We start from the raw sequence: 23346 nt of genomic DNA, 5'->3' as shown, positions 1-23346 counted from the left end.
GTGATGAGCCGCCTGCCCCGACCGGGTTGACCGGCGGGGCTGAGGGTGGTGGAAGCGGCACGGTGCCGCTCCAATCCGCAAGGAGCACCCCGATGAGCACGACCACAAAGCCCCGCCGCATGGCTCGCCCGCCGTATGACGCAGCAGGTGACCTTCGTGACGTAGATACGCATACCGGGACCGATCAGGTTGTCGATCCACCGCTCGAGCAGCGCCAGACCAAACAAAGTCTCGTTCTCGGAATGCTGCGCCGCCAGGACGCAGCTTCGCTGGCGGCAATCGCCGATGCGACCGGCTGGCAGGTCCACACGGTTCGCACCGCACTGACGGGCTTGCGCAAGCAGCGCCACGCGGTCGAGCGCGCGGTACTTGATGGTGAGAGCCGCTACTCGATTGCAGCGGTTGCGAAGCAATGAGCCGGCTGGAGAAAGACCTGACCGCGCTGGCGGCTATGTCGACGGCGCAGATGCAAGATCGGTGGAGTGCTGCCGGGATTGGAACGGCACCATCCGTTCCGATCCCGCTGCTGAGGCGGCTGCTCGCGCAGCGCCTGCAGGAAAAGCGCCATGGCGGATTTCCGCTGCTGGTCGTGCGAGAGCTGGAACGGGTCGCTGCATCCCGGGGGATTGCCGTGGCCCCGGTGGCAAAGGCGATCACCCTGAGCACAGGCACCCGTTTGATCCGGGAATGGAACGGCCGCACCATCGCCGTCGAGGTTACCGACACGGGATTCCTCTGGAATGAGCGAACCTATCGTTCGCTGAGCGAGATCGCGCGCGAGGTAACCGGTGCCCACTGGTCGGGCCCGCGCTTTTTCGGGCTGAAGCGGCGTGGCTGAGAAGCTGCTGCGCTGTGCGGTCTATACCCGCAAGTCGACCGAGGACGGGCTGGAGCAGGAGTTCAACAGTCTCGATGCCCAGTACGAAGCTTGTGCAGCCTATGCCCTGAGCCAGCGCCATGAGGGATGGACGCTTGTGCCCGATCGCTTCGATGATGGCGGCTACTCGGGCGGCAATATGCAGCGCCCCGCCATGCAGCGCCTGCTGGCTGCCGTTGCCGCCGGTCAGGTCGATATCATCCTGGTCTACAAGATCGACCGGTTGACCCGCAGCCTCGCCGACTTCGCCAAGATCGTCGAGGTTCTCGACAAGGCAGGCGCCAGCTTCGTCTCGATCACCCAGTCGTTCAATACAACCACCAGCATGGGACGCCTGACCCTCAACATGCTGCTGAGCTTCGCCCAGTTCGAGCGCGAGGTCACTGGCGAGCGCATCCGCGACAAGATTGCCGCCTCCAAGCGCAAGGGAATGTGGATGGGCGGGCCGGTACCGCTGGGATATCTGGTCGATAACCGGAAGCTGGTTGTCGCAGAGCAGGAGGCCGAACTCGTCCGGCATATCTACACTCGCTACCTTGATCTCAGGTCCGTGGTCGAGCTGGCTGAAGAACTGAACCGGCAGGGACACCGCACCAAGGTCCAGCAGCGGGCCAGCGGCCCGCATCGCGGTGGCTGCGAGTTCCGGCGGGGCACGCTCTATCACCTGCTCTCGAACCGGATCTATCGTGGGCAGGTGGTCCACAAGGGTGAGCACTTTGCAGGAGAGCATCCGGCCATCGTGCCGCAGGAGCTATGGGACCGCGTACAGGAGAAGCTCAGGGGCAATTCCTCGGGCACTTCGCGCCGCTTGCGCAGCCAGCAGCCCAGTTTGCTCGTCGGCATGGTGTGGGATGGCAAAGGGCGGGCCATGACGCCCAGCCATGCAACCAAGGATGGGCGCCGCTATCGTTACTATGTGACGAGACCTGACCAGCTCGACGGATCTCCGGCATGGCGGGTCTCGGCGCATGATCTGGAGAAGCTGGTCTGCGAACGGCTGCCGATGCTCCTGACCGACAGGCAGGCGCTGTGCGACATGGCCGCTGGTCAGACGACCGATGTCGTGAGCCACGTACTTGCCAGAGCCGACATCATGGCTGCGACATTGCGCAGTGCACCTGCACGCGAGCGGGCGCTGATCCTCGCTGTGATCATCCAGCGGATTGATCTGCGCGAGGACTGCATCGAGCTCACCATGGATCGGGTTGGGCTTGGGGCAGCGCTGGGGTTGGAGCTATCCCAGGAGCATTCGCCGATGGTGGTGCTGGTCACGGCCACGAAGGTTCGCCACGGCCACCAATTGCGGTTGGTGATTCCGGGACCACAGTCCCTGACGATCGCGCCCACGGGCCGCGATGAAAAGCTGGTCACCCTGCTTGCCGACGCCCATCAGGCCCGCAAGCTGATCCTCGCTCATCCCGGTCAGTCGATTGCTGCGACAGCGTCCCTGCACGGCCGCTGTCGCACCCGGCTGGGCAAGCTCGCTGGTCTTGCCTGTCTCGCGCCCGACATCGTCACGGCCATCGTCGAGGGCCGCCAGCCCGCCACGTTGACCGCACGCACCTTGCAGACCATCGCCCTGCCCCACGCCTGGGACCAGCAGCGCGCGCTCCTCGGGTTCGCCTGAACCCCGCACAATACCACTGCAGTCAGGATTCCGGCGCAAGAGACGGCGGGCATTTGGCGCGACATTGTTGCGGTGAAGCGCAGCGTCTCTGACTGCAATCCGCTGAAGACATGCCCCTGAAACTCGCGGATTTGCGCCAGACTTGGCGTCCGGTGCCCGAGGCGCCCCCTGAGGGGGTGAATTTATGGACTGTCTGGTGCGGTCGAGAAGACTCGAACTTCCACGGGCTTTCGCCCACAACGACCTCAACGTTGCGCGTCTACCAATTCCGCCACGACCGCATAATCAGACGGGGTGCCAAACCTGAAGAAAGGCTCCCCGTGGGGGGTAGGAGCGCGCCACTAGCAAACAGGTTTGCAGCGCGCAACAAGGATCGGAACTTTTTTACGTTTCGATCCGCTTCCGGGCCGATCAGTCGGGCTTCCAGCCGATTTCGGCAACCTTCGCCGTCTTGGGCACATCGGTCACGGCAGCATTGATCGTCACGCTCTCACCGGGGGCCAGTTCGTCCTGCGGCGGCGGCACTTCCCAGGTCTTGACCACCTTGTCCTTCGAATCGCGCAGCACGATCAGGATCGCGGGCAAGGCGCGCACGTCCTTGCCCACATTGCTCACCGTGCCACTGGCGCCGAAATATTCAGTGCCATTGGGCAATTGGCGGCGATCCTGCTTTTCGGGCGGGAACGACAGTTCGAGATCCGGCCGGTCGGCGCCGAAGGTCTGGCCTGCACCGGGCAGCCACTGCGGCAGCCCGAAGTACCATGCTGCACCGCCCAGTGCGGCAACCGACAGCGCGAAGGCAACCGCGGCAATTGTCCACAGCTTTGCCGGATTACGGCGCGGGCGGAACGGCGGCTGGTGATCGAACGGCGAATGCGTGTCGTCGGCAACGGCTTCGGCCACGCGCTGCGTAGACCGGGGCAGCGGCGGAGGAGTAGGTGGCTCGGCATCCGCACTGCCGAATGACGGTTCGGGCAAGCGCGCTTCCGGCGAGGGCGCATCGGCGACCGGCGCGGCGACAGCCTGTGTCAAGGGCGACTCCCCTGCACTGATGGGCGCGCTATCGGCCATGGCCAGCTCGGCAACGGCAGGCCGCTCGGCAAGCTCAGGCCCGTTCTGGAACCAGGAATGGCGGCAGCGGGCGCAGCGCACGGTCCTGCCCTCCACGCCGATTGCGGTGTCGGGAACGACATAGCGCGTCGAGCAGGCGGGGCACGCAATGATCATGGCTGTGGGTTAAGCATGGGCAGGCCTGCCGAAACAATAGCTTCACACCACAAGAAACGCTTCTGCGGCCTTTTTTCCACATGGATTGCCGCGTATAGCCGTTTCAGCATAACAATTGTGCGCACAACAACCGGATACAGTCTCCCGATCATGAACCAGTCCGACGATGCGGAGATTGTCCAGTTCGACAATGTCGGCCTGCGCTATGGCACGGGCAAGGAAGTGCTGACCGATGTCAGCTTCACGCTCTATTCCGGACGATTCTACTTTCTGACCGGCGCATCGGGCGCGGGAAAAACCAGCCTGCTCAAACTGCTCTATCTTTCGCAGCGGCCATCGCGGGGGCTGATCCGGATGTTCGGCACCGATGCGATCACCCTTCCGCGTGAACGCCTGCCCGGCTTCCGCCGCCGCCTCGGGGTTGTGTTCCAGGACTTCCGCCTCGTGCCCCACCTCTCGGCGTTCGACAATGTCGCGCTGCCCTTGCGCGTCGCAGGCGTGCCCGAGCGAGACATCATCCGCCCGGTGACCGACATGCTCGAATGGGTTGGCCTCGGTGATCGCAGCCATGCCCGTCCCGCCACGCTTTCGGGCGGAGAGCAGCAGCGCGTCGCCATTGCCCGCGCAGTCATCGGCCGCCCGGACATGCTGGTGGCCGACGAGCCGACCGGTAACGTCGATCCCGACATGGCGGTAAAGCTGCTGCGCCTGTTCGAAGCGCTCAACCGCCTTGGCACCACGGTCGTCGTCGCCACCCACGACATTCACCTGATCCAGAAGATGCCCGAATCATTGATCATGCGGCTCGACAAGGGGCGCCTGTCCGATCCCACCGGCGCGTTGCGCTATCCGCCGCGCCGCGCGCCTCAGCCACCGCGCGTGGACATTCTCGGGGCATGAGTGTGCTACCCGCCGTCGTCGATGCCTTGCGAGGCCAATGGCGTGACCGCGCCAGTGCGGAAAACCGCCTGCTGCCTCAGGGCAAGCTGTCAGGGCCGATGCCATGGGTCATCGCGATCATGATCGGGCTGACCGTGATCGCCACCGCCAGCGGCCTTGCCCTGCGCAACACCGCCAATGTCGCCAGCGCAGATGTGGCGGGCGGGGTCACGGTGCAGATCGTCCACGGTGCCCCGCGTGAGCGCGACCGGCAGGCGCAAGCGGCACTCGCCGTGATCAAGGCCACCCCCGGTGTCGCTTCGGCCCGGCTGGTGCCACAGGACGAACTCGATGCGCTGGTCGAACCCTGGCTCGGCACCTCGGCGGGTGATGACATCAACGCCCTGCCCATCCCCGCGCTGATCGACGTGCGCCTGACCGAGGGCGCGAACGACGCGCACCTCACCGCGCTGCGCAGCCGCCTCAAGGCCCCTGCCCCTGCCGCAAGGATCGATGCCCAGGCAAGCTGGCTCGCGCCCGTGTTCCAGGCAATCGTGACGCTGCAATGGCTGGCCGGCGGCCTTATCGCCCTGCTTGCCTTCGCCACGATCGCCACCGTCCTGCTCGCCTCGCGCAACGCGCTGGGCAATCACCGCACGACCATCGAGATCGTCCACATGCTCGGCGGCACCGACAGCCAGATCGCGCGGATCTTCCAGCGCTCTATGGCGGTCGATGCAGCGGCGGGCGGCATCGGCGGGCTTCTGCTTGGCGTGGTTGCCACTGCGCTACTGGGGCGGCAGTTCGCGGCGCTGGGTTCGGGCATGATGACCTCGTCGGGCCTCGACTGGAGCGACTGGCTGGTGATCTGCGCCATCCCGATTGCAGGCGTGCTGCTGGCCGTGCTGACCGCAAGGTACACGGTGCTGAACGCGCTCAGGCGGATGCTGTGACGAAGCGCGGCATCTTCCGGCGGCTGCTTTCGCTACTGCTGCTTGGCTGGGCGCTCGGCTTCATCTGGTTTGCCACTTTCCTACCCCGCCCACTGGCGGAACCTGTGCGGACCGAAGGCGTGATCGCGCTGACCGGCGGCGGCGGGCGCATCCCCCATGCCATCCGCGTGCTTGAGCGCGGCGCAGCCAAGCGCCTGCTCGTCTCGGGCGTCGACCGCGAAGTACGCCCGCGCGAATTCGCGGTGGAGTATGAAGTGCCCGCAAGGCTCATGGCCTGCTGCATCATGCTCGGCTACGACGCGGTCGATACCCGCACCAACGCCGTCGAATCCACCCGCTGGATCAGGCAGAACAAGCTCAATTCAGTGCGTCTGGTCACGACCGACTGGCACATGCGCCGCGCCGCCTTCGACCTTGCCGAGGAAGCGCCGCCCGGCACCGTCATCATCGAGGACGCGGTGGCATCGCGCCCCAGCTTCCGCATCCTGTTCCTCGAATACAACAAGCTGGTGGCGCGGCTGCTCGCATGGGCTATTGGCTGGTAATGCTCCGCAACCTGGCGTCCATCATCCGCAGCCTTGTGTTCTACGCCGTGTTCTACACCGGCTCGGTGCCCTATGTGCTGGCGGCGCTCGGCTTGATGAAAGTGTCGCAGCGTGCGTTCCGCTGGGTCGTGCGCGAATGGAGCCACTGGCACCGGCTGTGCTGCCACTTCATTCTGGGCATACGGGTAGAACTGGAAGCTCCGGTGTTCCGCTCCGGCGTGCTTTATGCAGTGAAACATGAAGCTTTCTTCGAAGCCATCGACATGCCGTGGCTGTTCATCAACCCGGTGGTCTTCGCCAAGGCCGAACTTCTGCGCATCCCCGGCTGGGGCTTTGCAGGCGCGCGCTTCGGGCTGATCGGAGTTGACCGGGATGGCGGCGCACGCGCGCTGCGCGCCATGCTGAGCGAAGCCCGCCAGCGCATTGCCGAAGGCCGCCCGCTGGTGATCTTCCCCGAAGGCACCCGCATTCCTCACGGGGAACGCCGCGCGCTGCAGTCGGGATTCGCCGGAATCTACAAGCTGCTCGGCCTCCCGGTCATCCCGGTCGCGGTCGATAGCGGCCCGCTCTACCACCGCCGCTGGAAACAGACCGGCACCGTGCGCTACCGCTTCGGCGAAGTGATCCCCGCCGGTTTGCCCCGGGAGGACATCGAGGCCCGCGTCGAGGCCGCGATCAACGCGCTCAACCGATGAGCGAGACCGAACCCCGTCCGCTCATGTCCGTGCTTGGCCCCGGCCTCGTTACGGGCGCAGCGGACGACGATCCCTCCGGCATCGGCACCTACAGCCAGATCGGCGCGCAGTTCGGCTATGGCATGGCTTGGACTATGCTGTTCGGCTTCCCGCTGCTCGCCTCGATCCAGGCAATCTGCGCACAGATCGGCGCGACGACCGGGCGCGGCATTGCTCACAACTTGCGCCGCCATTATCCACCCGCGCTTCTGCGCACTATGGTCGGCCTGCTGCTTATCGCCAACGTGATCAATCTAGGTGCCGACCTTGGCGCAATGGGCGCAGCGCTCGGTCTGCTTGTGCCCGGTCCCGTGCTTGCCTTCACCGTTGCGTTCGGTGTCCTGAGCATCCTCGCCGAGGTATTCATCAGCTACAACCGCTACGCCAGCATCCTGAAATGGACGACGCTTTCGCTGTTCTCCTACGTCGCGGTCGTATTCGTCGCCGGGGTCGACTGGTGGCAGGCCTTGCGCGGGGTGGCGATCCCGTCGTTCGCATTCGACAAGGAACACACGATGGCGCTCGTCGCGGTGTTCGGCACCACGATAAGCCCCTATCTGTTCTTCTGGCAGGCGGGGCAGGAAGTCGAGGAACAGCGCCGCCGCCACACCAAGCCGCTCCACGTATCGCCGCGTTCCGCAGGGCCGGAACTGAAGCGCATCCGCACCGATACGCTGGTCGGCATGGGCTTTTCGCACCTTACCGCGCTGTTCATCATCATCGCCACCGCCGCCACGCTCAACGCGCATGGCGTGACCGACATCACCTCGGCCGCACAGGCAGCCGACGCGCTGCGTCCGATCGCGGGCAACCTCGCCTTCGCATTCTTCGCCATCGGCATCATCGGCACGGGCCTGCTGGCCGTGCCGGTGCTGGCAGGCGCCGCGGCCTATGCCGTGGCCGAGACGTTCCGCTGGCCCGAAGGCCTTGACCGAAAGCCGCGCGAGGCCAAGGCGTTCTATGGCGTGATCGCGCTGGCCACGCTCGGCGGCGTCGCGCTCAATTTCACCGGGCTCGACCCGATGCGCGCGCTCTATTGGGCCGCCGTGGTCAACGGGTTGCTTGCCCCGCCGCTGATGGTCGTCACCATGTTGATCGCGCGCAACCCGCGCGCCATGGGCCACCTGACGATCTCGCGCAAACTCGCCTTCGGCGGCTGGCTTTCCACCGCCGTGATGTGGGGGATTGCGCTGCTGTTCCTGTTCGGCTGAGCGCTACTTGCTGCCGCCATGGTCCGAACGGCCGAAGTCTGGTCGCGCGTCGTCCTGACCCATTTCGATGATCCCCCGGCGGATGGCGCGGGTGCGGGCGAAGTGGTCGAACAGCGTGTCGCCGTCGCCCTTGCGGATCGCCTTTTGCAATTCGGTCAGGTCTTCGGTGAAGCGCTGGAGCATTTCCAACACGGCGTCGCGGTTTGACAGGAATACGTCGCGCCACATCGTCGGATCTGATGCGGCAATGCGGGTGAAATCGCGGAAGCCGCCTGCGGAATACTTGATCACCTCGCTCTGCGTGACCTCCTCAAGGTCAGAGGCGGTGCCGACTATGGTGTAGGCGATGAGGTGCGGCAGGTGGCTGGTGACGGCAAGCACGAGATCGTGGTGATCCGGCTCCATCGTCTCGACCCGCGCGCCCAGCGCCTCCCAGAACGCCACCAGCCGCGCCACTTGGGCGGCGTCGGCGTCGGCCGGCGGAGTGACGATGCACCAGCGGTTGTGGAACAGCGAGGAAAAGCCCGCCTCTGGCCCGCTCCGCTCAGTGCCTGCAACCGGGTGTGCAGGGATTACGTGATGCCCCGGCAGCGCTTCGGCGAGCGCCCGCGCAACCGATCCCTTGGACGAGCCGACATCGCTGATCACGGCGTCCTGCGACAATCCCGGCGCAAGCGCGCGCGCGGCATCACCCATCGCACCGACCGGCACGCACAGAATTACAAGGTCCGACCCTTGCGCTGCCTCCGCCGCTTTTTCAGCCACTGTGTGCGCAAGGCCCAGTTCGCGCGCCTTTGCACGCACAGCGGCATCGGCATCGAAGCCAACCACCGTCACGCCCGGCAGATGCGCCTGCACCGCACGGCCGATCGACCCGCCCAGAAGCCCGAGGCCAACAATCGTGACCTGCCTGAACGCTGCTTCGCTCACTTTGCGGCCTCACACATAGTGCGGATCGCATCTGCAATCTCGTCCATCTGCGCCGCCGTGCCGATGGTGATGCGCAAGCCCTGCGGCAGTCCCTGCCCCGGCAGCCAGCGTGTGATGTAGCCGTGATCCATCAGGCCAAGGTACACTGCTTCCGCGCTCAGCTTGCCCTCGAACAGGATCAGCACGAAGTTGGCCTGGCTCGGCAGCGGGCGCACGCCATGGTTGCCCAGTGCCTCCAGCTTTTCGACGAACCGCGCGCGCTGCTCGGCATTGTGGCGGCGCGAGGCCTCGACGAACGCCTGATCGCGCACGGCGGCAAGCCCGGTCGCCTGTCCGCTCAGTGATACGTTGAAAGGCCCGCGAATGCGGTTGAGCATGTCCACCACATCGGCGTGGCCGGTGCCCCAGCCGATGCGCTCGCCCGCAAGGCCGTAGATCTTCGACAACGTCCGCGTGACCAGCACGTTGGCCGCAGAGGCTGCCAGTTCCAGCGCGCCGTCGTCATGCTCTGGATCGAGATATTCGGCATAGGCCCCGTCGAGCACCAGCAGGATGTCGGGACGCAAACCGGCGTGCAGCCGCGCGATTTCGGCACGGGGCAGCCAGCTTCCGGTGGGATTGTTGGGATTGGCGAGGAATACCACCTGCGTCCGCTCAGTCACACAGGCTAGAAGCGCGTCCACGTCGGTGCCGTAATCGGCGTCGGGCGCCACCACCGGCACCGCGCCGCAGCGCCGCGCGGCAATGTCGTAGACCGAGAAGCCATAGCGCACATAGAGCACTTCATCGCCCGGCCCGGCATAGGCCTGTGCCGCCAGATTGAGCAGTTCGTCAGAGCCCGTGCCCATCACGATCCGCCTGGGATCGATGCCGTGGACCTCACCGATTGCCCGGCGTAATTCCACGCTGTCTGGATCGGGATAGCGCGCAGGATCGCCCGCATGGCCGCGCGCCTCAAGTGCAGCGGCGCTGGAACCCAAAGGGTTCTCGTTGGCGGAAAGCTTGGTCAGCACCTTGCCATCGGCCCCGACAGATTTGCCGGGGACATATGCGTGAATGCCGAGGATCCAGTCCTTGGGCTTGGGAGCGTTTGCCATAATGGCTCGCGCCTTAATGATTGCGTCGGTTTCCGGCAAGCGAACCCCGGATCGCAAACAAAAAAAGGGCCGGAAGCGGGCTAGCGCTTCCGGCCTTGAGTCTGTTCGCAGGAGGAACATGGTTTGGCGGAGTGAGGGATGAGAGGGAGAGGATCTGGTTTCCCCCACTCCGCCAATTCGGTAAACTTAGTAGTTGTAGGCGCGCTCTCCGTGCTCGGAGATGTCGAGGCCTTCACGCTCGGCTTCTTCGGTAGGACGCAGGCCCATGACCTTGTCGACGATGAAGAAGAGGATCGCTGAGCCGATACCCGAGAAGAGCAGCGTGATGATCACAGCCTTGGTCTGGGTCCAGACCTGTCCGGCCATGTTGTAGCTGTCTGCGTCGAAGCCGGCAGGGAACACGGTGTAGTCGAACACGCCTTGGCCACCGAGCGACGGAGCCGCAACAATGCCCGTGGCGATGGCGCCGACGATGCCGCCGATGCAGTGCACGCCGAACACGTCGAGCGTATCGTCGTACTTCAGCTTGTTCTTCACCGTGCTGACGAAGAAGTAGCAGATCGGCGAAACCACGAAGCCAAGGACAATCGAGGTCATCGGCGCGCCGAGACCCGAGGCCGGCGTGATGGCAACGAGACCGGCGACGGCACCCGTTGCAGCACCCAGCATCGAAGGCTTGCCGTGGTGAAGCTGTTCGACGATCGCCCAGGAGACGGCGGCGGCAGCGGTGGCGACGAAGGTGTTGATGAAGGCGACAGCGGTCACGCCGTTGGCTTCGAGGTTGGAACCAGCGTTGAAGCCGAACCAGCCCACCCACAGCAGCGAAGCGCCGATCATGGTCATGGTCAGCGAGTGCGGCGGAGTGGCTTCCTTGCCGAAGCCGATGCGCTTGCCGATCATGATGCAGCCGACGAGGCCTGCGATACCAGCGTTGATGTGAACGACAGTGCCACCGGCGAAATCGAGCGCGCCCATTGCCCACAGGTAACCGGCATCGGTCGGAGCATCAGCCAGGAAGTCCGGACCAGCCCAGTACCATACCATGTGTGCCATCGGGAAGTAGATGCAGGTCAGCCACAGGACGGTGAACACCATCAGGGCGCTGAACTTCACGCGTTCCGCGAATGCGCCGACGATAAGCGCCGGCGTGATGCAGGCGAAGGTCATCTGGAAGATGACGAAAGCATATTCGGGAATGTAGACGTTATTCGAGAAGGTTGCCGCGTAGGTCGTGGCATCCACGCCCATCAGGAAGACCTTCGAGAACCCGCCGATGAACGGTCCACCGCTGGTGAAGGCCATCGAATAGCCCCAACTCACCCAGACGAGTGCTGCGACCGAAACGATCATGAACACCTGCATCAGCACGCTGAGCATGTTCTTGGTGCGGACAAGACCGCCGTAGAAAAGTGCGAGAGCAGGAACGCTCATCAGAAGGACGAGCACGGAGCTTACAAGCATCCAGGTCGTATCGCCCTTGTCGACCATGCCGGCCATCTGTTCAACCGAAGGCGCCTTGATCGGCCCTTCCTGTGCAATGGCAGCCGTAGCGGCAAAGAGCGAAGCGCCCGTTCCCACCAAGCCACCGATCATCTTACGGATCATGTTGGTTCCCCTAAGGTCGGAAATGGAAAGCCCGCTCAAAGCGCGGTGTCCCCGGTTTCGCCGGTGCGGATGCGGGTTGCCGACGCGAGGTCGAGAACGAACACCTTGCCGTCACCGATAGCTTCCGTGCTGGCGGCCTGCTGGATCGTTTCCACGATCTGCGGCGCGAGGTCGTCGCTGGCGGCGATCTCGATCTTCACCTTTGGAAGCATATTGGTGGAATATTCAGCGCCGCGGTAAATCTCGGTCTGGCCTTTTTGCCGACCAAAACCCTTCACCTCCGACACCGTCATCCCAGCTACGCCCAAAGCCGACAGCGCTTCACGCACTTCGTCGAGCTTGAACGGCTTGATGATGGCGATGATGAACTTCATTCATGCCCCCTTTCGCGACCCTTCGCACCGGACGAACTGCCGGCTTGAAGAGTTAAGCAAAGGGCGTGCCAAATCCGCATTCATACGGAATCAGCCGTTCACGGGAACAAAACTGGCTATCTGGTGGTTATGAGCGCTCGAATCTTGTGCAGGATTGGCGCTCTGCTTAAATTTTAGGCAAGGGGGTGTGCCCGGATTCAGGGCAGACGCAGATTAGCCCAGACTGGCAGATGATCTGATCCCACCGCCGCCAAGGCGCTGTGATGCACACCCACGCCGTCGACTTGCAGCCCTTCGCTCACCACGATCCGGTCAAGTTGCGCCAGCGGACGGCGCGAGGGAAAGCTGCGGCCCGGCGTCAAAACCCGCAACGGCGCACGAAACGCGGCCAGCGCCCCACCCGCCGCCGACCATTCGTTGAGATCGCCCATCATCACCGCATGCCCCTGCTCGTCGTGACCGGCGATATGCGCGCAGACCGCCTCGACTTGCGCACGGCGTCGCAGACCCGACAGGTCAAGATGCATGCCGATCACCCGCACCACCTGCCCGCCCACCCGCAGGCTTACGCAGACTGCCCCGCGCGGCTCGATGGTAGGCAAAGGCACGGCGCAGGCCCCGATCAGCTCGATACCACGCCGCACCAGCAGGGCATTGCCGTGCCAGCCCATGCTCGAAGCCGTGCGCGCACTGTCGTAATGCCCCGGCTCGACCGCAGCCCAAGGGCTGTGATCGTCAAGCGCCGCGCGCGGGATCACCGCTTCGCGCAGACCATAGCGACGGTCGGCCTCCTGCAAGGCAATCACATCGGCATCGATCTCACGCAAGACGGTCAGGATGCGCTCGGGATCGCGCCGCCGGTCAAGCCCGACGCCCTTGTGGATGTTGTAGCTGGCGACCTTGAGCTTCATGCAGGGAGCTTCACGCCGTTCAGAGGAAATCCTTCAGCGTTGCGACGAACTTTTCGAACTGGTCATGGTGCAGCCAGTGCCCGGCGTCGGCAAATTCGACCACTTCGGCGTTGCGGAAATTCGCGGCCAGCCCGTTCCTGTCCGGATTGCCAGCCCACGAATCCGCGCCGTTGAGCAATAGCGTCGGGCAAGTGATCGCCTTCCACAGATCGTTACGCTGATCAGTGCTGATATCATAGGGTGCGCCGTCGACATTGAGATGCGGGTCGAACTTCCAGCTGAACGTCCCGTCCTCGTTGCGCGTGATACCGTGAATGGTCAGGTGCCGCGCCTGCCCGTCAGTCAGATAGGGGTTCTCCCCCTTCATGCGGGCGTAGGCATCTTCGAGGCTGGCATAACGGCGCGGCAATCTGCCTGCGGCTTTCCGCTTTTCGCCAATGAATTCGCGAACGCGCCGGGCGAAAGGCACATCCTTGATCAAGGCCTCGCGCTCCGGCGTCGGGAACAGCCCCTCGATCGCCACGATCTTGCGCACGTTTTCCGGGAAAAGGCCGGCATAGCGCAGGCTGGTGTTAGCGCCCCACGAATGGGCAACGATCGTTACCGGCGCCAGATCGAGCTGGTGGATCAGTTGGGCCACGTCATAGACGAGATCCATCGTCCGGTAATTGCCGTCCGATGTCCACTGGCTGTCACCATGTCCCCGGTGGTCGAATGCGATGACGTGCCAGTCTTCGCGCAGAGCCTCGGCAGTCCAGTCCCACGAACGGCAGTGGTCCCGCCCGCCGTGCACCAGCAACAGCGGCGGCTTGTCGGTATTACCCCAGTCCACATAATGGAGCCGCAGGCGTTGCGAGATGAACGTGTTCGAGGTGGGACCGAGCAACTGCATGGAGGGCTAACTGCGCCCGATGCCCGCCGGTTTCAACCCCGTATGACTTACCTTTCTTTGGTAGCCGAAAAGACCAGCTCGGGATTGCGCTCCTGCTGGTAGCTGACGTCCCACGACGATCTTGCCATGAACACCGGGTCCCCGTCTCGATCCTTGGCAAGGTTGGACATATTGAAATCCGTGAACGATTTCAGCGCCGTATCGCTGCCTTTGAGCCAGCGTGCGGTATCGAACGGCGATGCTTCCAGCACGGCCTCGACCTTGTATTCCGCTTCCAGCCGAGAAATCAGCACGTCAAGCTGCAACTGCCCGACCACGCCGACGATCCATTGTGAACCGATCTCCGGGTAAAACACCTGGATCACGCCCTCTTCCGAAAGGTCGTCCAATGCCTTGCGCAGCTGCTTGGTCTTGGTCGGATCCTTGAGCGCAACGCGCCGCAGGATTTCGGGCGCGAAGTTGGGCAGCCCGGTAAAACGCACGTCGTTGCGTTCCGACAGAGTATCGCCCACGCGCAAGGTGCCGTGGTTGGGAATGCCGATGATATCGCCCGCCTCGGCCGTATCGGCAATCTCGCGGTCCTGCGCGAAGAACAGGATCGGCGAATGGACCGCAATCGGCTTGCCAAGGCCCGAAGGCGTCAGCTTCATGCCGCGCCGGAACGTGCCCGAGACCATGCGCATGAAGGCGATGCGGTCACGGTGCTGCGGGTCCATGTTGGCCTGCACCTTGAAGATGAACCCGGTCACGTCCGCGCGCTCGGGATCGATCGTGCCCTGATTCGACGATTGCGGGCGCGGCGGTGGCGCGAAACTGGCAATCGCCTCGATCAGGTCGATCACGCCGAAGTTCTTGAGTGCCGATCCGAAGTAGACCGGCGTCAGGTCGCCATTGCGATAGGCCTCCAGATCGAACTCCGGATAGCCAGCCCGTGCCAGCTCGATCTCCTCGGCAATATCCGCGGGAATGGCGCCAGAGGCATAGGGCGCAGATTCAATCTTGCCCAGAAACTCGCGGCTGTCGCCCTCGGGCCGCGCGATGGTTTCGTCGGCAAAGCTCATCACGCCCTGGAAAATGCCGCCCATGCCGATCGGCCACGACATCGGAACCACGTCGAGCGCCAGCGCGTCAGCCACTTCATCCAGCGTTTCGAACACCGAGCGGCCCTCGCGGTCCACCTTGTTGACGAACGTGATGATCGGGACCGAGCGCAACCGGCACACCTCGAACAGCTTGCGCGTCTGCGGCTCGATGCCCTTGGCCGCGTCGATCACCATGATCGCCGAATCGACTGCCGTCAGCGTGCGATAGGTGTCCTCGGAGAAGTCCTCGTGGCCCGGCGTATCGAGCAGATTGAAGACGATGCCGTCCTTCTGGAAGGTCATCACCGAGGACGTCACGGAAATCCCGCGCTGCTGCTCGATCTTCATCCAGTCCGACCGCGCACGCCGCGCCTGCCCGCGCGCCTTGACCTCGCCCGCAAGATGAATCGCGCCGCCCTGAAGCAGCAGCTTCTCGGTCAGCGTCGTTTTACCGGCGTCGGGATGGGAAATGATGGCGAAGGTGCGGCGATTGGACATGGGGTTGGCCCCTAAACGGGACGAACGCTTACGTCCATGCGGAAGCTGCGCGTTGCGCCGGGTTCCAGCAGCACCACGCCTGGCTTTTCGCGGAAATCTCCGGCGAAGTGTTCGGGGTCGGCATGGCCAGCCCATGGCTCGATGCAGATATAGCGCCCGCCCGGTACCTGCCACACGCCAAGCGATGGCGTATCGGGAAAGGCGATGTCGAGCCAGGCCCCGTCATCCGCGCCATATGAAAGCGAGCGGCTGGCAAGATCGTCCCAGATCATCGCATCGGCGCGGAACAGGTCTTCGGACAGCTCGAGTTCGCGCGCCCTGACCGGCGTCGGCTCGCCTGCATCGAGCAGCAGCCCGGTATCGCGCGCTACGCGGCGAACGTCCTGCGGTTCTTCTGCCTCGAAAACCAGCTTGTGCGCCGCCTTGTCCGCCCCGCCGGGAAGCGGCCAGGCAAACGCTGGGTGATAGCCGAAGCTGAACGGCAGCACGCCCGCGTTCGGATTGGTCACGCTCGCCTCGGTGAACAGCGTCATGCCCTCCACCCGGAATGTCACTTCCAGAACGAACCCGAACGGATAAACCGCGCGCGTATCGGGCGAATCGGTCAGCCGGAACCGCGCCTGCCCTGCTTCGACCTGAACCGGCGCAAACACGCTGCGGCGCGCAAAGCCGTGACGCGGCATGGGATAGGCCGCGCCGTCCAGCCGCAACACGTCACCGCTCAACGATCCCACGATCGGAAACAGCAGCGGCGCATGCCCGCCCCAGAACGCCGGGTCGGCATCGGTCATGTACTCGCGACCCTGCGAATCCGTCAGCGACCACAACTCAGCCCCGAGCGGATTGATCCGCGCAGTCAGGCCCCCGCTGCTGATCGAGATCAGTCCGTCGCTGAATTCGCCCATTTTCATCCGCGCAAGCTTGCGCCCTGCTTGGCCGCTGCCGCAACGACCTTGTCGGCAATCGCCTTCAAGGCGGCTTCGTCATAGGACTTCTCGACCGGCTGCAGCGTCACTTCGATGGCCAGGCTCTTCTGCCCCTCGGGCACGCCCGCGCCCCGGAAGTCATCGAACACCCGGGCCGCGACGATGTTGGACTTGTCCGCCCCCTTGACCGAGCGCAACAGATCGCCCGCCGCCACATCGGCCGAAACGAGAAACGCAAAGTCGCGCGTGACGGCCTGTAGCGGCGGCGGTGCAAAGTGCGGACGGGCAAAGGCGCCCGCGCCCTTCTTTGCCGGAATCCGGTCGAGGAACAGTTCCAGCACCACGACCGGCGCGCCGATATCGAACGCCTTCGCAGTCGCCGGATGCAGCACACCGAACCGCGCCAGCACGGTCTTCGGCCCCAGCCGAAGCGTGGCCGACTGCCCCGGATGGAACTGCGCCCCTGCTTCGCCCATGACCTGAAGGTTATCGACCGGAGCGCCTGCTTCGGCCAGCAGCGCCAGCGCCTCGGCCTTGGCATCGAACGCATCGAATGCCGCTGCCTTGCCCGAGGCCCAGCCGCGCGCGACCTTCTCGCCCGCCAGCACCACGGCGAGGCTCAGCTTCTCGTCGCTCGCGCCACCAGCACCGCGCAGATAGCGCCGCCCGATCTCGAACAACCGCACCGAAGCGGCTCCGCGATCCAGATTGCGCTTCACCGCAGACAGCAGCCCCGGCAGCAGCGAAGGCCGCATGGTCTTGAGGTCTTCAGAAATCGGATTGGCCAGCGTCCACAGCGCTTCACCATCGGCGAAATGCGCGGCTTCCGCCTCGGGCAGGAACGACCACGTTACCGCCTCGTGCAGTCCGCGCGCCGCAGCCGCACGGCGCACCCGGCGCTCGAGCATCTGCGCCGCCGTTGCAGTGGGTTTGGCCACGCCATCTGCGCGCGGAAGCGGCGTCGAAGGCACAGCATCCAGTCCGTGTACGCGGATCACTTCCTCGACGATGTCGGGCGCGCCGTCCACGTCCGGGCGCCATGTCGGCACGGTTACGGTCCAGTCGGCCGCCACGGCGAAACCGAGCGCGGCCAGAATGCGCTTCTGCTCCCCGCCCGCCACATCGACCCCGCCAAGCCGTCCCGCCAGCGCCGGATCATAAGCAATGGTCTTGCGCGCCAGAGGCGGCTGCCCCGCGCGCACGACTTCCGATGCCTCGCCGCCGCAAATCTCAAGGATCAGAGCAGTCAGCAGGTCCATGCCGGTATCGAGGAACGCCGGGTCCACCCCGCGCTCGAACCGTCCGCGCGCATCCGATGCCAGCGCCAGCGCCTGTCCGGTCCGCGCAATCGAGGCCGGATCGAAATAGGCCACTTCCAGCAGCACATCGGCCGTCGTGTCGTCGCAGCCCGAATGCTCGCCGCCCATGATGCCGGCAATGTCGTGCACGCCCGCATCGTCCGCAATCACCGTCATCCACGGCTCAAGCGCATATTCCTTGCCGTTGAGCGCCGTGACCTTCTCGCCAGCAGCAGCCTTGCGCGCCACAACCGCGCCGGAAAGCTTGGCAAGATCATAGGCATGCGCCGGGCGGCCATAGCCGAGCATCACGAAGTTGGTGACGTCCACCAGCGCGGAGATCGGCCGCTGTCCTGCAGACTTGAGGAAATCCTGCATCCACTTCGGGCTAGGGCCGTTCTTCACCCCGCGAATGACGCGGCCATAGAATGCCGGGCAACCTTCGGCATCATCGGTGCGCACTTCGACCGGGCAAGCAAAGCTTCCCGCTACCGGCGCCGCCGCAATCGGCTTCAACACGCCAAGCCCCGCCGCCGCCAGATCGCGCGCGATACCGTAAACGCCCATGCAATCCGGACGATTAGGCGTGATCGCCACGTCGAACACCGGGTCCGACCCAATGTAGTCGGCAAAGCTGGTGCCGACCGGCGCGTCCGCTGGCAGTTCGATGATCCCGTCGTGATCCTCGCCCAGGCACAGCTCGCGGGTCGAACACATCATGCCGTTCGATTCGACTCCGCGAATAGCCGAATTGCGCAAGACCATGCCATTGGACGGAACCACCGCGCCCGCCACGCCCAGCACGCCAACAAGGCCGGCACGCGCATTGGGCGCGCCACACACCACCTGTAGTGGCGCGGCCTCACCCAGATCGACCGACAGCACCTGCAGCTTGTCCGCCTGTGGATGCTTGTCCGCGCTCAGCACGCGAGCGACGCGGAACTTGGTCAGCGCAGCCGAGGCATCTTCGACACCTTCGATTTCCAGCCCAAGCGAGGTAAGCTTTTCGGCGATAAGTTTCGCATCGGCCTTCGTATCGAGGACCGAGCGCAACCACGAGAGCGAGAACTTCACGAACGTACTCCAACACCGCCGGAAAGGGTCGGCACGTCGAGCGCACCGAAACCGTAGTGGCCCAGCCACCGTGCATCGCCATCGAAGAAGGCGCGCAGATCATCGAGACCGTATTTCAGCATGGCGAGCCGGTCGACGCCGGTGCCGAAGGCGAAGCCCTGCCATTCGTCAGGATCAAGCCCGCCGAACTCGATCACCTTGCGGTTGACCATGCCCGACCCCAGCACTTCCATCCACCCGCCGTCCGCCGCATCGCCGCTACCACCCACCACGCGCTTGCCGTTCACCAAGGTATAGCCGACGTCCACTTCCACTGACGGCTCGGTGAACGGGAAGTAGCTGGGGCGCAGACGCAGGACGATGTCCTCGCGCTCGAAGAACGCCTTCAGGAAGGTCTCCAGCGTCCACTTCAGGTGGCCGAGGTGAATACCCTTGTCGATCACCAGACCTTCGATCTGGTGGAACATCGGCGTATGCGTCGCGTCCGAATCCGAACGGTACACGCGGCCCGGCGCGATGATCCGCAAGGGTGCGCCCTCTTTCAGCATCGTGCGGATCTGCACGGGCGAAGTGTGCGTGCGCAGCAGCATCGAGCGCCCTTCGCCGTCCTTGTCCGGGAAATAGAACGTATCGTGCATCGCGCGCGCCGGATGCGTTTCCGGCATGTTGAGCGCAGTGAAGTTGTGCCAGTCGTCCTCGATCTCTGGCCCGCTCGCCACGGCAAAGCCCATGTCGGCGAAGATTTCGGCCAATTCGTCCATCACCTGTGACACCGGGTGGACTGAACCGCGCGGCATTTCCGGCGCGGGCAGCGAAAGGTCGATCGTCTCGGACGCCAGCCGCGCTTCAAGCGCCGCACCTTCCAGCGCGCCCTTGCGCGCCGCAAGGGCCGATGTAACCGCTTCGCGCACGGCCTGAATTTTCGGACCTTGGCTGGTGCGCTCCTCTGGCGTCATTCCGCCCAGAGACTTGAGCAATGCGCTCACCCATCCCTGCTTGCCTAGCGCCGCGACGCGGATCGCCTCTACGGCCTCGGGTGTGGTCGCGTCGGCAATGGCGGCGAGCGCCTCATCCTGCTGTTGATCGAGCTGTTCCATGCGCGAAGCCGCTAGCGGCAAACGGCCCGGTTGAAAAGTCTGCTGCTTATCTGCGTGTCGGTGCGTCGAGCGCCTGCACCGCGCTGCCCATGAATTCCTGCCGCGCGCGCATCACCGCTTCCAGCACGGGTTTGGGGCTGGCGGCATACTCGGTCGGGCTGGTGCCCATAAACCGGTGGAAGTCGCGCACGAATTGCGCCTGATCGTGATAATGCCCGTCCATCGCCCCGATCCAGTGCAGCGATGGATCGAGCATATATTGCACCAGACTGCGCATGAAGCGCTGGCGGCGCAACAACAGGCGCGGCGTAAATCCGAAGTGCCGGGCGCAGATCCGCTCCAGCGTGTGCGCGGGCAAGTGCGCCGCCTCGGCCATCTCGCTCACGCTGGAAACGTCCGGGTCCATCAGTGCGGCATGGACCGCAACGATACGCGGATCGTCTCCCTCGCTGCTGGAATCGAGAGCACGCGAAAAGTAATCGGTAATCCGTTGCAATTCGGCAGCTTCATCCGCGGTCTCGCCAAAGACCCCGCATGCAAGCGGCCGGAAACTCTCAAGAAACGGCTCGGTATCCACCGCAAAGATGCGGTCGGCATAGCGGTTGGCCTGAACGTTCAGAAACCGCGCCCAGCCCAGCGGCAAGAAGCCCACGCCCCAGATCCGCGCGCTGCCGACGGTAAAGCGCAGAGTCGTGCTGGTCGGCCCGGTAAAGTTTGCAGCGACACCGCCGAAGTGGGGCTGGCCCGGAAGTTCGGAATCTGGATAATCCCCGCGGCAGACCCGCAGGTTCGCCCATTCGGGATGCAACCGGTCCGTCACGCGGCCACCGCCGGGCACGTCGATCTCGGTCAGGTAGAAGGTCGTGAAATAGCGGCTCAGCCGCTCAGGCGGCCGATAGAATCGCACCCGGACATTACAGCCCTCGGTCAAGTTTTGCGCGCCCCTGTTTAACTCTTCTGCGGAATTAACATTTTTTCATCTTTGCCGTTCCCGCACACTGCCGCGCAGCCCGTGCAGGCGCAACGAAAAAAGGGGTGGCTCCCGCTGGAGCCACCCCTTTTCGTGTCTTGCGATCGGTAAGGATCAGGCGGCCGGAAGGGCTGCCTTGGCCTGCGCGATAACCGTGGTGAAGATGGCGCCTTCGTTCATGGCGAGGTCGGCCATCGTCTTGCGGTCCAGTTCCAGCCCGGCAAGCTTGGTGCCGTGGATGAACTGCGAATAGGTGAGACCTTCTTCGCGAACGGCAGCGTTGATGCGCTGGATCCACAGGGCGCGGAAGCTGCGCTTCTTTACCTTGCGGTCACGATAGGCATACTGCCCGGCCTTTTCGACGGCCTGGCGGGCGACGCGGATGGTGTTCTTGCGACGGCCACGATAGCCCTTCGCCTGATCCAGAATCCGCTTGTGCTTTGCACGGGTGGTAACACCACGTTTGATACGGCTCATAAGTCAGCGCTCCTCAGTTCAGCCCGTAGGGCGCCCACTTCTTGATCGTCCGCGCATCAGCGTCGGAGATCACGTCAGTGCCGCGGTTCTGCCGGATGTACTTGGCGTTATGGCTCATCAGGCGGTGGCGCTTGCCAGCCACACCGTGCTTCACCTTGCCGGTGGCGGTGAGCTTGAAGCGCTTTTTCACGCCGCTCTTCGTCTTCATCTTGGGCATTTTCGTCTCCTGATTACGACGCGTCCGATCCGCCTTGGCAGCCCTTGTGGCCAGGCCGATCATCGAATCCGTGTCGGTTGAACGGGCGCCGTTAAGTGAAGCCACCGCGAAAGGCAAGCGGAGTCACGATTTTCCGATATCTGCCAGATCAAATGCGGTCGTCTGATAAGCCTCGTTGATCCAGTTTCCGAACAGCAGATGGCCGTGGCCGCGCCATGTATTGGCCGGCTGCGCCTGCGGATCATCGCCGGGAAAGTAATGCCGGGGCAGGTATCCGCCCTCATCCCGCGCATACTCGCCCGCCAGGGTCAGCGTGTCGTACTCCAGATGGTTGAACATGTGCAGCGTGCGCTGCGCCGGATCGTCGATCAGGCACAGGCCCGTCTCGGGGCTTTCCGCCAGCACGCTGAGGCCATGCCCCTCGGGCAGGTCCTCGCGGCGCACCTCGCTCCAGCGCGACACGGGCACATCGAACACATCAGGAAGCCCGCGCATGAGCGGGTTGGCAGGCGCGCGGTTCAGGTGCCGGAACACGCCCGACGCCTTGGCCGGCAACTCGTGCTTGCCCACCCCGTGGAAGTGATGCAGCGCCGCCATCGCGCCCCAGCACACCGCCAGCGTGCGGTGGACATGGCTCTGCGACCAGTCGAAAATCCGCCGCAGCTCGTCCCAATAAGTCACGTCCTCGAAGGCCATAGTCTCCACCGGCGCGCCGGTCACGATCAAGCCGTCGAACTTCTCGGCTTTCACGTCCTCCCATGGACGATAGAACTCCGACAAGTGTCCGGCCGAGGTGTTCTTGCTAACGTGATCCGATATGCGCACCAGCTCCAATTCCACCTGCAGCGGGGTTGCGCCGAGCAGACGCGCGATCTGCGTCTCGGTGGTGATCTTGTCGGGCATCAGGTTAAGCAGCGCGATGCGGATCGGGCGAATATCCTGCCGCGCGGCTTCGGTCTCGCCCATCACGATCACGCCCTCGGCTTCCAATGTCCTGCGGGCGGGGAGGTTGTCGGAAATCCTGATCGGCACGGCGTGTTGGTCTTTCTCTCAAAATCTGAGTGGAGAAGACGCCTGCGCCAGTGTCCGAATAATTGCCGGATCGGCCACATCCCCTTCTCGGTTTTCCGGCCAATTTCTGGTCGGTTTCCCGCGTCGGGCGCCACCTTGCCCGGAAAGGCAGGTTGGCGTTGGAGCGTCACTCCAACTCTCGATGTAGGCCGCTATCTAAGTGCATCGCAGGCTCGATGCAACCATTACGCGCTGCCGGTTTGCCCTGACAGATGCGAGGGATCGATGCCCTCGCGTTTCCACGCCTGAGTCCAGCGCCTGCCGGTCGGCGTCGAAAACAGCACTTCTGGCCGTCCTTGCGCAGCATGCCAGCCGTGGCGCCGCATCTCGCCTTCCAACTGGCCTGCGCCCCACCCGGCATAGCCGAGCGCGACGAGATACTTGCTGGGGCCGCGCCCCTCGGCAATCGCGCGCAACACATCGAGCGAAGCCGAAAGCTGGCACAGGGGGTTCACCGCAACGCTGCCCTCCCCGCCCCAATCGTCCGAATGGAGCACGAAGCCGCGCGCAGGCTCTACCGGCCCGCCGTTCAGCACCGGCATATCGGGCGCAACGCCGGGATCGATACCGATGTCTTCCAGCAGTTTGTGCAGCGTGATGTCGTCACGCACCTGCCCTACGCCGATGCCCAGCGCGCCGTGCTCATCGTGCACGCACATTGCGATCACCGCGTGATCGAATCGCGGATCGCCCATTCCGGGCATGGCTAGCAGCAGCCTGCCGCCAAGATATTCAGCTTCGCTCATCAACAGCCAAGATAAGCATGACATCTCG

Annotated in this window: 24 protein-coding genes, 1 tRNA gene and 1 riboswitch; of the genes, 8 read left to right on the top strand and 17 right to left on the bottom strand. The window is 64.2% G+C overall.

Annotated elements, in window-relative coordinates:
- Positions 1-92 precede the first annotated feature (92 nt).
- The 3 genes from RM192_RS03260 to RM192_RS03250 are packed head-to-tail and all read left to right on the top strand — an operon-like array spanning position 93 to position 2504.
- Positions 93-416 (top strand): DUF3489 domain-containing protein, encoded by a 324-nt coding sequence (locus tag RM192_RS03260; RefSeq protein ID WP_311506148.1) that lies wholly within the window; start codon positions 93-95, stop codon positions 414-416.
- Positions 413-838: a DUF2924 domain-containing protein gene (locus RM192_RS03255; RefSeq protein ID WP_311506147.1), complete on the top strand. Its 426-nt coding sequence runs from the start codon at positions 413-415 to the stop codon at positions 836-838. Before RM192_RS03260 ends, RM192_RS03255 begins: the two co-directional genes overlap by 4 nt.
- Entirely contained in the window at positions 831-2504 is a 1674-nt protein-coding gene (locus RM192_RS03250; protein ID WP_311506146.1) for a recombinase family protein, read from the top strand. Before RM192_RS03255 ends, RM192_RS03250 begins: the two co-directional genes overlap by 8 nt.
- A gap of 194 nt (positions 2505-2698) precedes the next feature.
- Here RM192_RS03250 and RM192_RS03245 read toward each other — a convergent pair.
- Both RM192_RS03245 and RM192_RS03240 read right to left on the bottom strand, forming a co-directional pair.
- A tRNA-Leu gene (locus RM192_RS03245) sits at positions 2699-2785 on the bottom strand.
- 130 nt (positions 2786-2915) lie between these two features.
- On the bottom strand, positions 2916-3731 hold the full coding sequence (locus RM192_RS03240; protein ID WP_311506145.1) for a zinc-ribbon domain-containing protein: 816 nt from the start codon (positions 3729-3731) through the stop codon (positions 2916-2918).
- A 150-nt stretch (positions 3732-3881) separates the two neighbouring features.
- Here RM192_RS03240 and ftsE point away from each other — a divergent pair, with 150 nt between their 5' ends.
- From ftsE to RM192_RS03215, 5 genes are read left to right on the top strand one after another with little or no spacing between them, the layout of a single operon-like run.
- On the top strand, positions 3882-4631 hold the full coding sequence (gene ftsE, locus RM192_RS03235; RefSeq protein WP_311506144.1) for a cell division ATP-binding protein FtsE: 750 nt from the start codon (positions 3882-3884) through the stop codon (positions 4629-4631).
- The gene (locus RM192_RS03230) at positions 4628-5563 is read left to right on the top strand and encodes an FtsX-like permease family protein (RefSeq protein WP_311506143.1); all 936 of its coding nucleotides are present in this window, start codon (positions 4628-4630) and stop codon (positions 5561-5563) included. Before ftsE ends, RM192_RS03230 begins: the two co-directional genes overlap by 4 nt.
- Entirely contained in the window at positions 5560-6108 is a 549-nt protein-coding gene (locus RM192_RS03225; protein ID WP_311506142.1) for a YdcF family protein, read from the top strand. The genes RM192_RS03230 and RM192_RS03225 overlap by 4 nt, the downstream gene beginning before the upstream one ends.
- Positions 6108-6803, top strand: coding sequence for a lysophospholipid acyltransferase family protein (locus RM192_RS03220; protein ID WP_311506141.1), 696 nt, complete (start codon positions 6108-6110; stop codon positions 6801-6803). Before RM192_RS03225 ends, RM192_RS03220 begins: the two co-directional genes overlap by 1 nt.
- Positions 6800-8053, top strand: coding sequence for a divalent metal cation transporter (locus tag RM192_RS03215; protein ID WP_311506140.1), 1254 nt, complete (start codon positions 6800-6802; stop codon positions 8051-8053). The genes RM192_RS03220 and RM192_RS03215 overlap by 4 nt, the downstream gene beginning before the upstream one ends.
- A gap of 3 nt (positions 8054-8056) precedes the next feature.
- Here the strand turns inward: RM192_RS03215 and RM192_RS03210 are convergent, their stop codons facing one another.
- From RM192_RS03210 to RM192_RS03140, 15 genes are all read right to left on the bottom strand, one after another.
- Positions 8057-8983, bottom strand: coding sequence for a prephenate/arogenate dehydrogenase family protein (locus RM192_RS03210; protein ID WP_311506139.1), 927 nt, complete (start codon positions 8981-8983; stop codon positions 8057-8059).
- The gene (locus RM192_RS03205; protein ID WP_311506138.1) at positions 8980-10080 is read right to left on the bottom strand and encodes a histidinol-phosphate transaminase; all 1101 of its coding nucleotides are present in this window, start codon (positions 10078-10080) and stop codon (positions 8980-8982) included. Before RM192_RS03205 ends, RM192_RS03210 begins: the two co-directional genes overlap by 4 nt.
- Before the next feature lie 186 nt (positions 10081-10266).
- Positions 10267-11685 carry an ammonium transporter gene (locus RM192_RS03200; protein WP_311506137.1) on the bottom strand — a complete coding sequence of 473 codons (1419 nt, stop codon included), beginning with the start codon at positions 11683-11685 and terminating at the stop codon, positions 10267-10269.
- Positions 11686-11720: 35 nt separating this feature from the next.
- A complete protein-coding gene (locus RM192_RS03195; RefSeq protein WP_054107869.1) occupies positions 11721-12059 on the bottom strand; it encodes a P-II family nitrogen regulator in 339 nt (112 codons plus the stop codon).
- 197 nt (positions 12060-12256) lie between these two features.
- Positions 12257-12970, bottom strand: coding sequence for an endonuclease/exonuclease/phosphatase family protein (locus RM192_RS03190; protein WP_311506136.1), 714 nt, complete (start codon positions 12968-12970; stop codon positions 12257-12259).
- A 19-nt stretch (positions 12971-12989) separates the two neighbouring features.
- Positions 12990-13862 carry an alpha/beta hydrolase gene (locus tag RM192_RS03185; RefSeq protein WP_311506135.1) on the bottom strand — a complete coding sequence of 291 codons (873 nt, stop codon included), beginning with the start codon at positions 13860-13862 and terminating at the stop codon, positions 12990-12992.
- 47 nt (positions 13863-13909) lie between these two features.
- Positions 13910-15442: a peptide chain release factor 3 gene (locus tag RM192_RS03180; protein ID WP_311506134.1), complete on the bottom strand. Its 1533-nt coding sequence runs from the start codon at positions 15440-15442 to the stop codon at positions 13910-13912.
- 11 nt (positions 15443-15453) lie between these two features.
- Complete coding sequence (locus RM192_RS03175) at positions 15454-16347, bottom strand: aldose 1-epimerase family protein (protein ID WP_311506133.1); 894 nt, start codon at positions 16345-16347, stop codon at positions 15454-15456.
- Between the two features lie 2 nt (positions 16348-16349).
- Complete coding sequence (pheT, locus tag RM192_RS03170) at positions 16350-18740, bottom strand: phenylalanine--tRNA ligase subunit beta (RefSeq protein WP_311506132.1); 2391 nt, start codon at positions 18738-18740, stop codon at positions 16350-16352.
- Entirely contained in the window at positions 18737-19837 is a 1101-nt protein-coding gene (pheS, locus tag RM192_RS03165; protein WP_311506131.1) for a phenylalanine--tRNA ligase subunit alpha, read from the bottom strand. Before pheS ends, pheT begins: the two co-directional genes overlap by 4 nt.
- Positions 19838-19883: 46 nt before the next feature.
- Positions 19884-20744, bottom strand: a complete 861-nt coding sequence (locus RM192_RS03160; RefSeq protein WP_311506130.1) for a helix-turn-helix domain-containing protein — start codon at positions 20742-20744, stop codon at positions 19884-19886.
- A gap of 177 nt (positions 20745-20921) precedes the next feature.
- Positions 20922-21284, bottom strand: coding sequence for a 50S ribosomal protein L20 (gene rplT / locus RM192_RS03155; RefSeq protein ID WP_311506129.1), 363 nt, complete (start codon positions 21282-21284; stop codon positions 20922-20924).
- Positions 21285-21297: 13 nt separating this feature from the next.
- A complete protein-coding gene (rpmI, locus tag RM192_RS03150; RefSeq protein WP_054107898.1) occupies positions 21298-21501 on the bottom strand; it encodes a 50S ribosomal protein L35 in 204 nt (67 codons plus the stop codon).
- Positions 21502-21624: 123 nt separating this feature from the next.
- A complete protein-coding gene (gene metA, locus RM192_RS03145) occupies positions 21625-22533 on the bottom strand; it encodes a homoserine O-succinyltransferase (RefSeq protein WP_311506128.1) in 909 nt (302 codons plus the stop codon).
- A 48-nt stretch (positions 22534-22581) separates the two neighbouring features.
- Positions 22582-22723: riboswitch (SAM-I-IV-variant riboswitch) on the bottom strand.
- Positions 22724-22757: 34 nt separating this feature from the next.
- Positions 22758-23318, bottom strand: coding sequence for a YqgE/AlgH family protein (locus RM192_RS03140; protein ID WP_311506127.1), 561 nt, complete (start codon positions 23316-23318; stop codon positions 22758-22760).
- Positions 23319-23346 lie beyond the last annotated feature (28 nt).

Source organism: Novosphingobium sp. MMS21-SN21R (genome assembly GCF_031846015.1).
Taxonomy (GTDB): Bacteria; Pseudomonadota; Alphaproteobacteria; order Sphingomonadales; family Sphingomonadaceae; genus Novosphingobium.
The sequence above is the reverse complement of the archived record's forward strand: the minus strand, read 5'-3'. Positions and strand labels throughout refer to the sequence as shown.

Bases quoted from the DNA above. Each gene is read 5' to 3' on its own strand.
- RM192_RS03205 (WP_311506138.1), bottom strand. From the start codon at position 10,080: ATGGCAAACGCTCCCAAGCCCAAGGACTGGATCCTCGGCATTCACGCA.
- RM192_RS03190 (WP_311506136.1), bottom strand. From the start codon at position 12,970: ATGAAGCTCAAGGTCGCCAGCTACAACATCCACAAGGGCGTCGGGCTT.
- ftsE (WP_311506144.1), top strand. From the start codon at position 3,882: ATGAACCAGTCCGACGATGCGGAGATTGTCCAGTTCGACAATGTCGGC.
- pheS (WP_311506131.1), bottom strand. From the start codon at position 19,837: ATGGAACAGCTCGATCAACAGCAGGATGAGGCGCTCGCCGCCATTGCC.
- RM192_RS03230 (WP_311506143.1), top strand. From the start codon at position 4,628: ATGAGTGTGCTACCCGCCGTCGTCGATGCCTTGCGAGGCCAATGGCGT.
- RM192_RS03240 (WP_311506145.1), bottom strand. From the start codon at position 3,731: ATGATCATTGCGTGCCCCGCCTGCTCGACGCGCTATGTCGTTCCCGAC.
- RM192_RS03215 (WP_311506140.1), top strand. From the start codon at position 6,800: ATGAGCGAGACCGAACCCCGTCCGCTCATGTCCGTGCTTGGCCCCGGC.
- RM192_RS03175 (WP_311506133.1), bottom strand. From the start codon at position 16,347: ATGGGCGAATTCAGCGACGGACTGATCTCGATCAGCAGCGGGGGCCTG.
- RM192_RS03195 (WP_054107869.1), bottom strand. From the start codon at position 12,059: ATGAAGTTCATCATCGCCATCATCAAGCCGTTCAAGCTCGACGAAGTG.
- RM192_RS03220 (WP_311506141.1), top strand. From the start codon at position 6,108: ATGCTCCGCAACCTGGCGTCCATCATCCGCAGCCTTGTGTTCTACGCC.
- RM192_RS03260 (WP_311506148.1), top strand. From the start codon at position 93: ATGAGCACGACCACAAAGCCCCGCCGCATGGCTCGCCCGCCGTATGAC.
- rpmI (WP_054107898.1), bottom strand. From the start codon at position 21,501: ATGCCCAAGATGAAGACGAAGAGCGGCGTGAAAAAGCGCTTCAAGCTC.
- RM192_RS03200 (WP_311506137.1), bottom strand. From the start codon at position 11,685: ATGATCCGTAAGATGATCGGTGGCTTGGTGGGAACGGGCGCTTCGCTC.
- rplT (WP_311506129.1), bottom strand. From the start codon at position 21,284: ATGAGCCGTATCAAACGTGGTGTTACCACCCGTGCAAAGCACAAGCGG.
- RM192_RS03180 (WP_311506134.1), bottom strand. From the start codon at position 15,442: ATGTCCAATCGCCGCACCTTCGCCATCATTTCCCATCCCGACGCCGGT.
- RM192_RS03185 (WP_311506135.1), bottom strand. From the start codon at position 13,862: ATGCAGTTGCTCGGTCCCACCTCGAACACGTTCATCTCGCAACGCCTG.
- RM192_RS03140 (WP_311506127.1), bottom strand. From the start codon at position 23,318: ATGAGCGAAGCTGAATATCTTGGCGGCAGGCTGCTGCTAGCCATGCCC.
- RM192_RS03255 (WP_311506147.1), top strand. From the start codon at position 413: ATGAGCCGGCTGGAGAAAGACCTGACCGCGCTGGCGGCTATGTCGACG.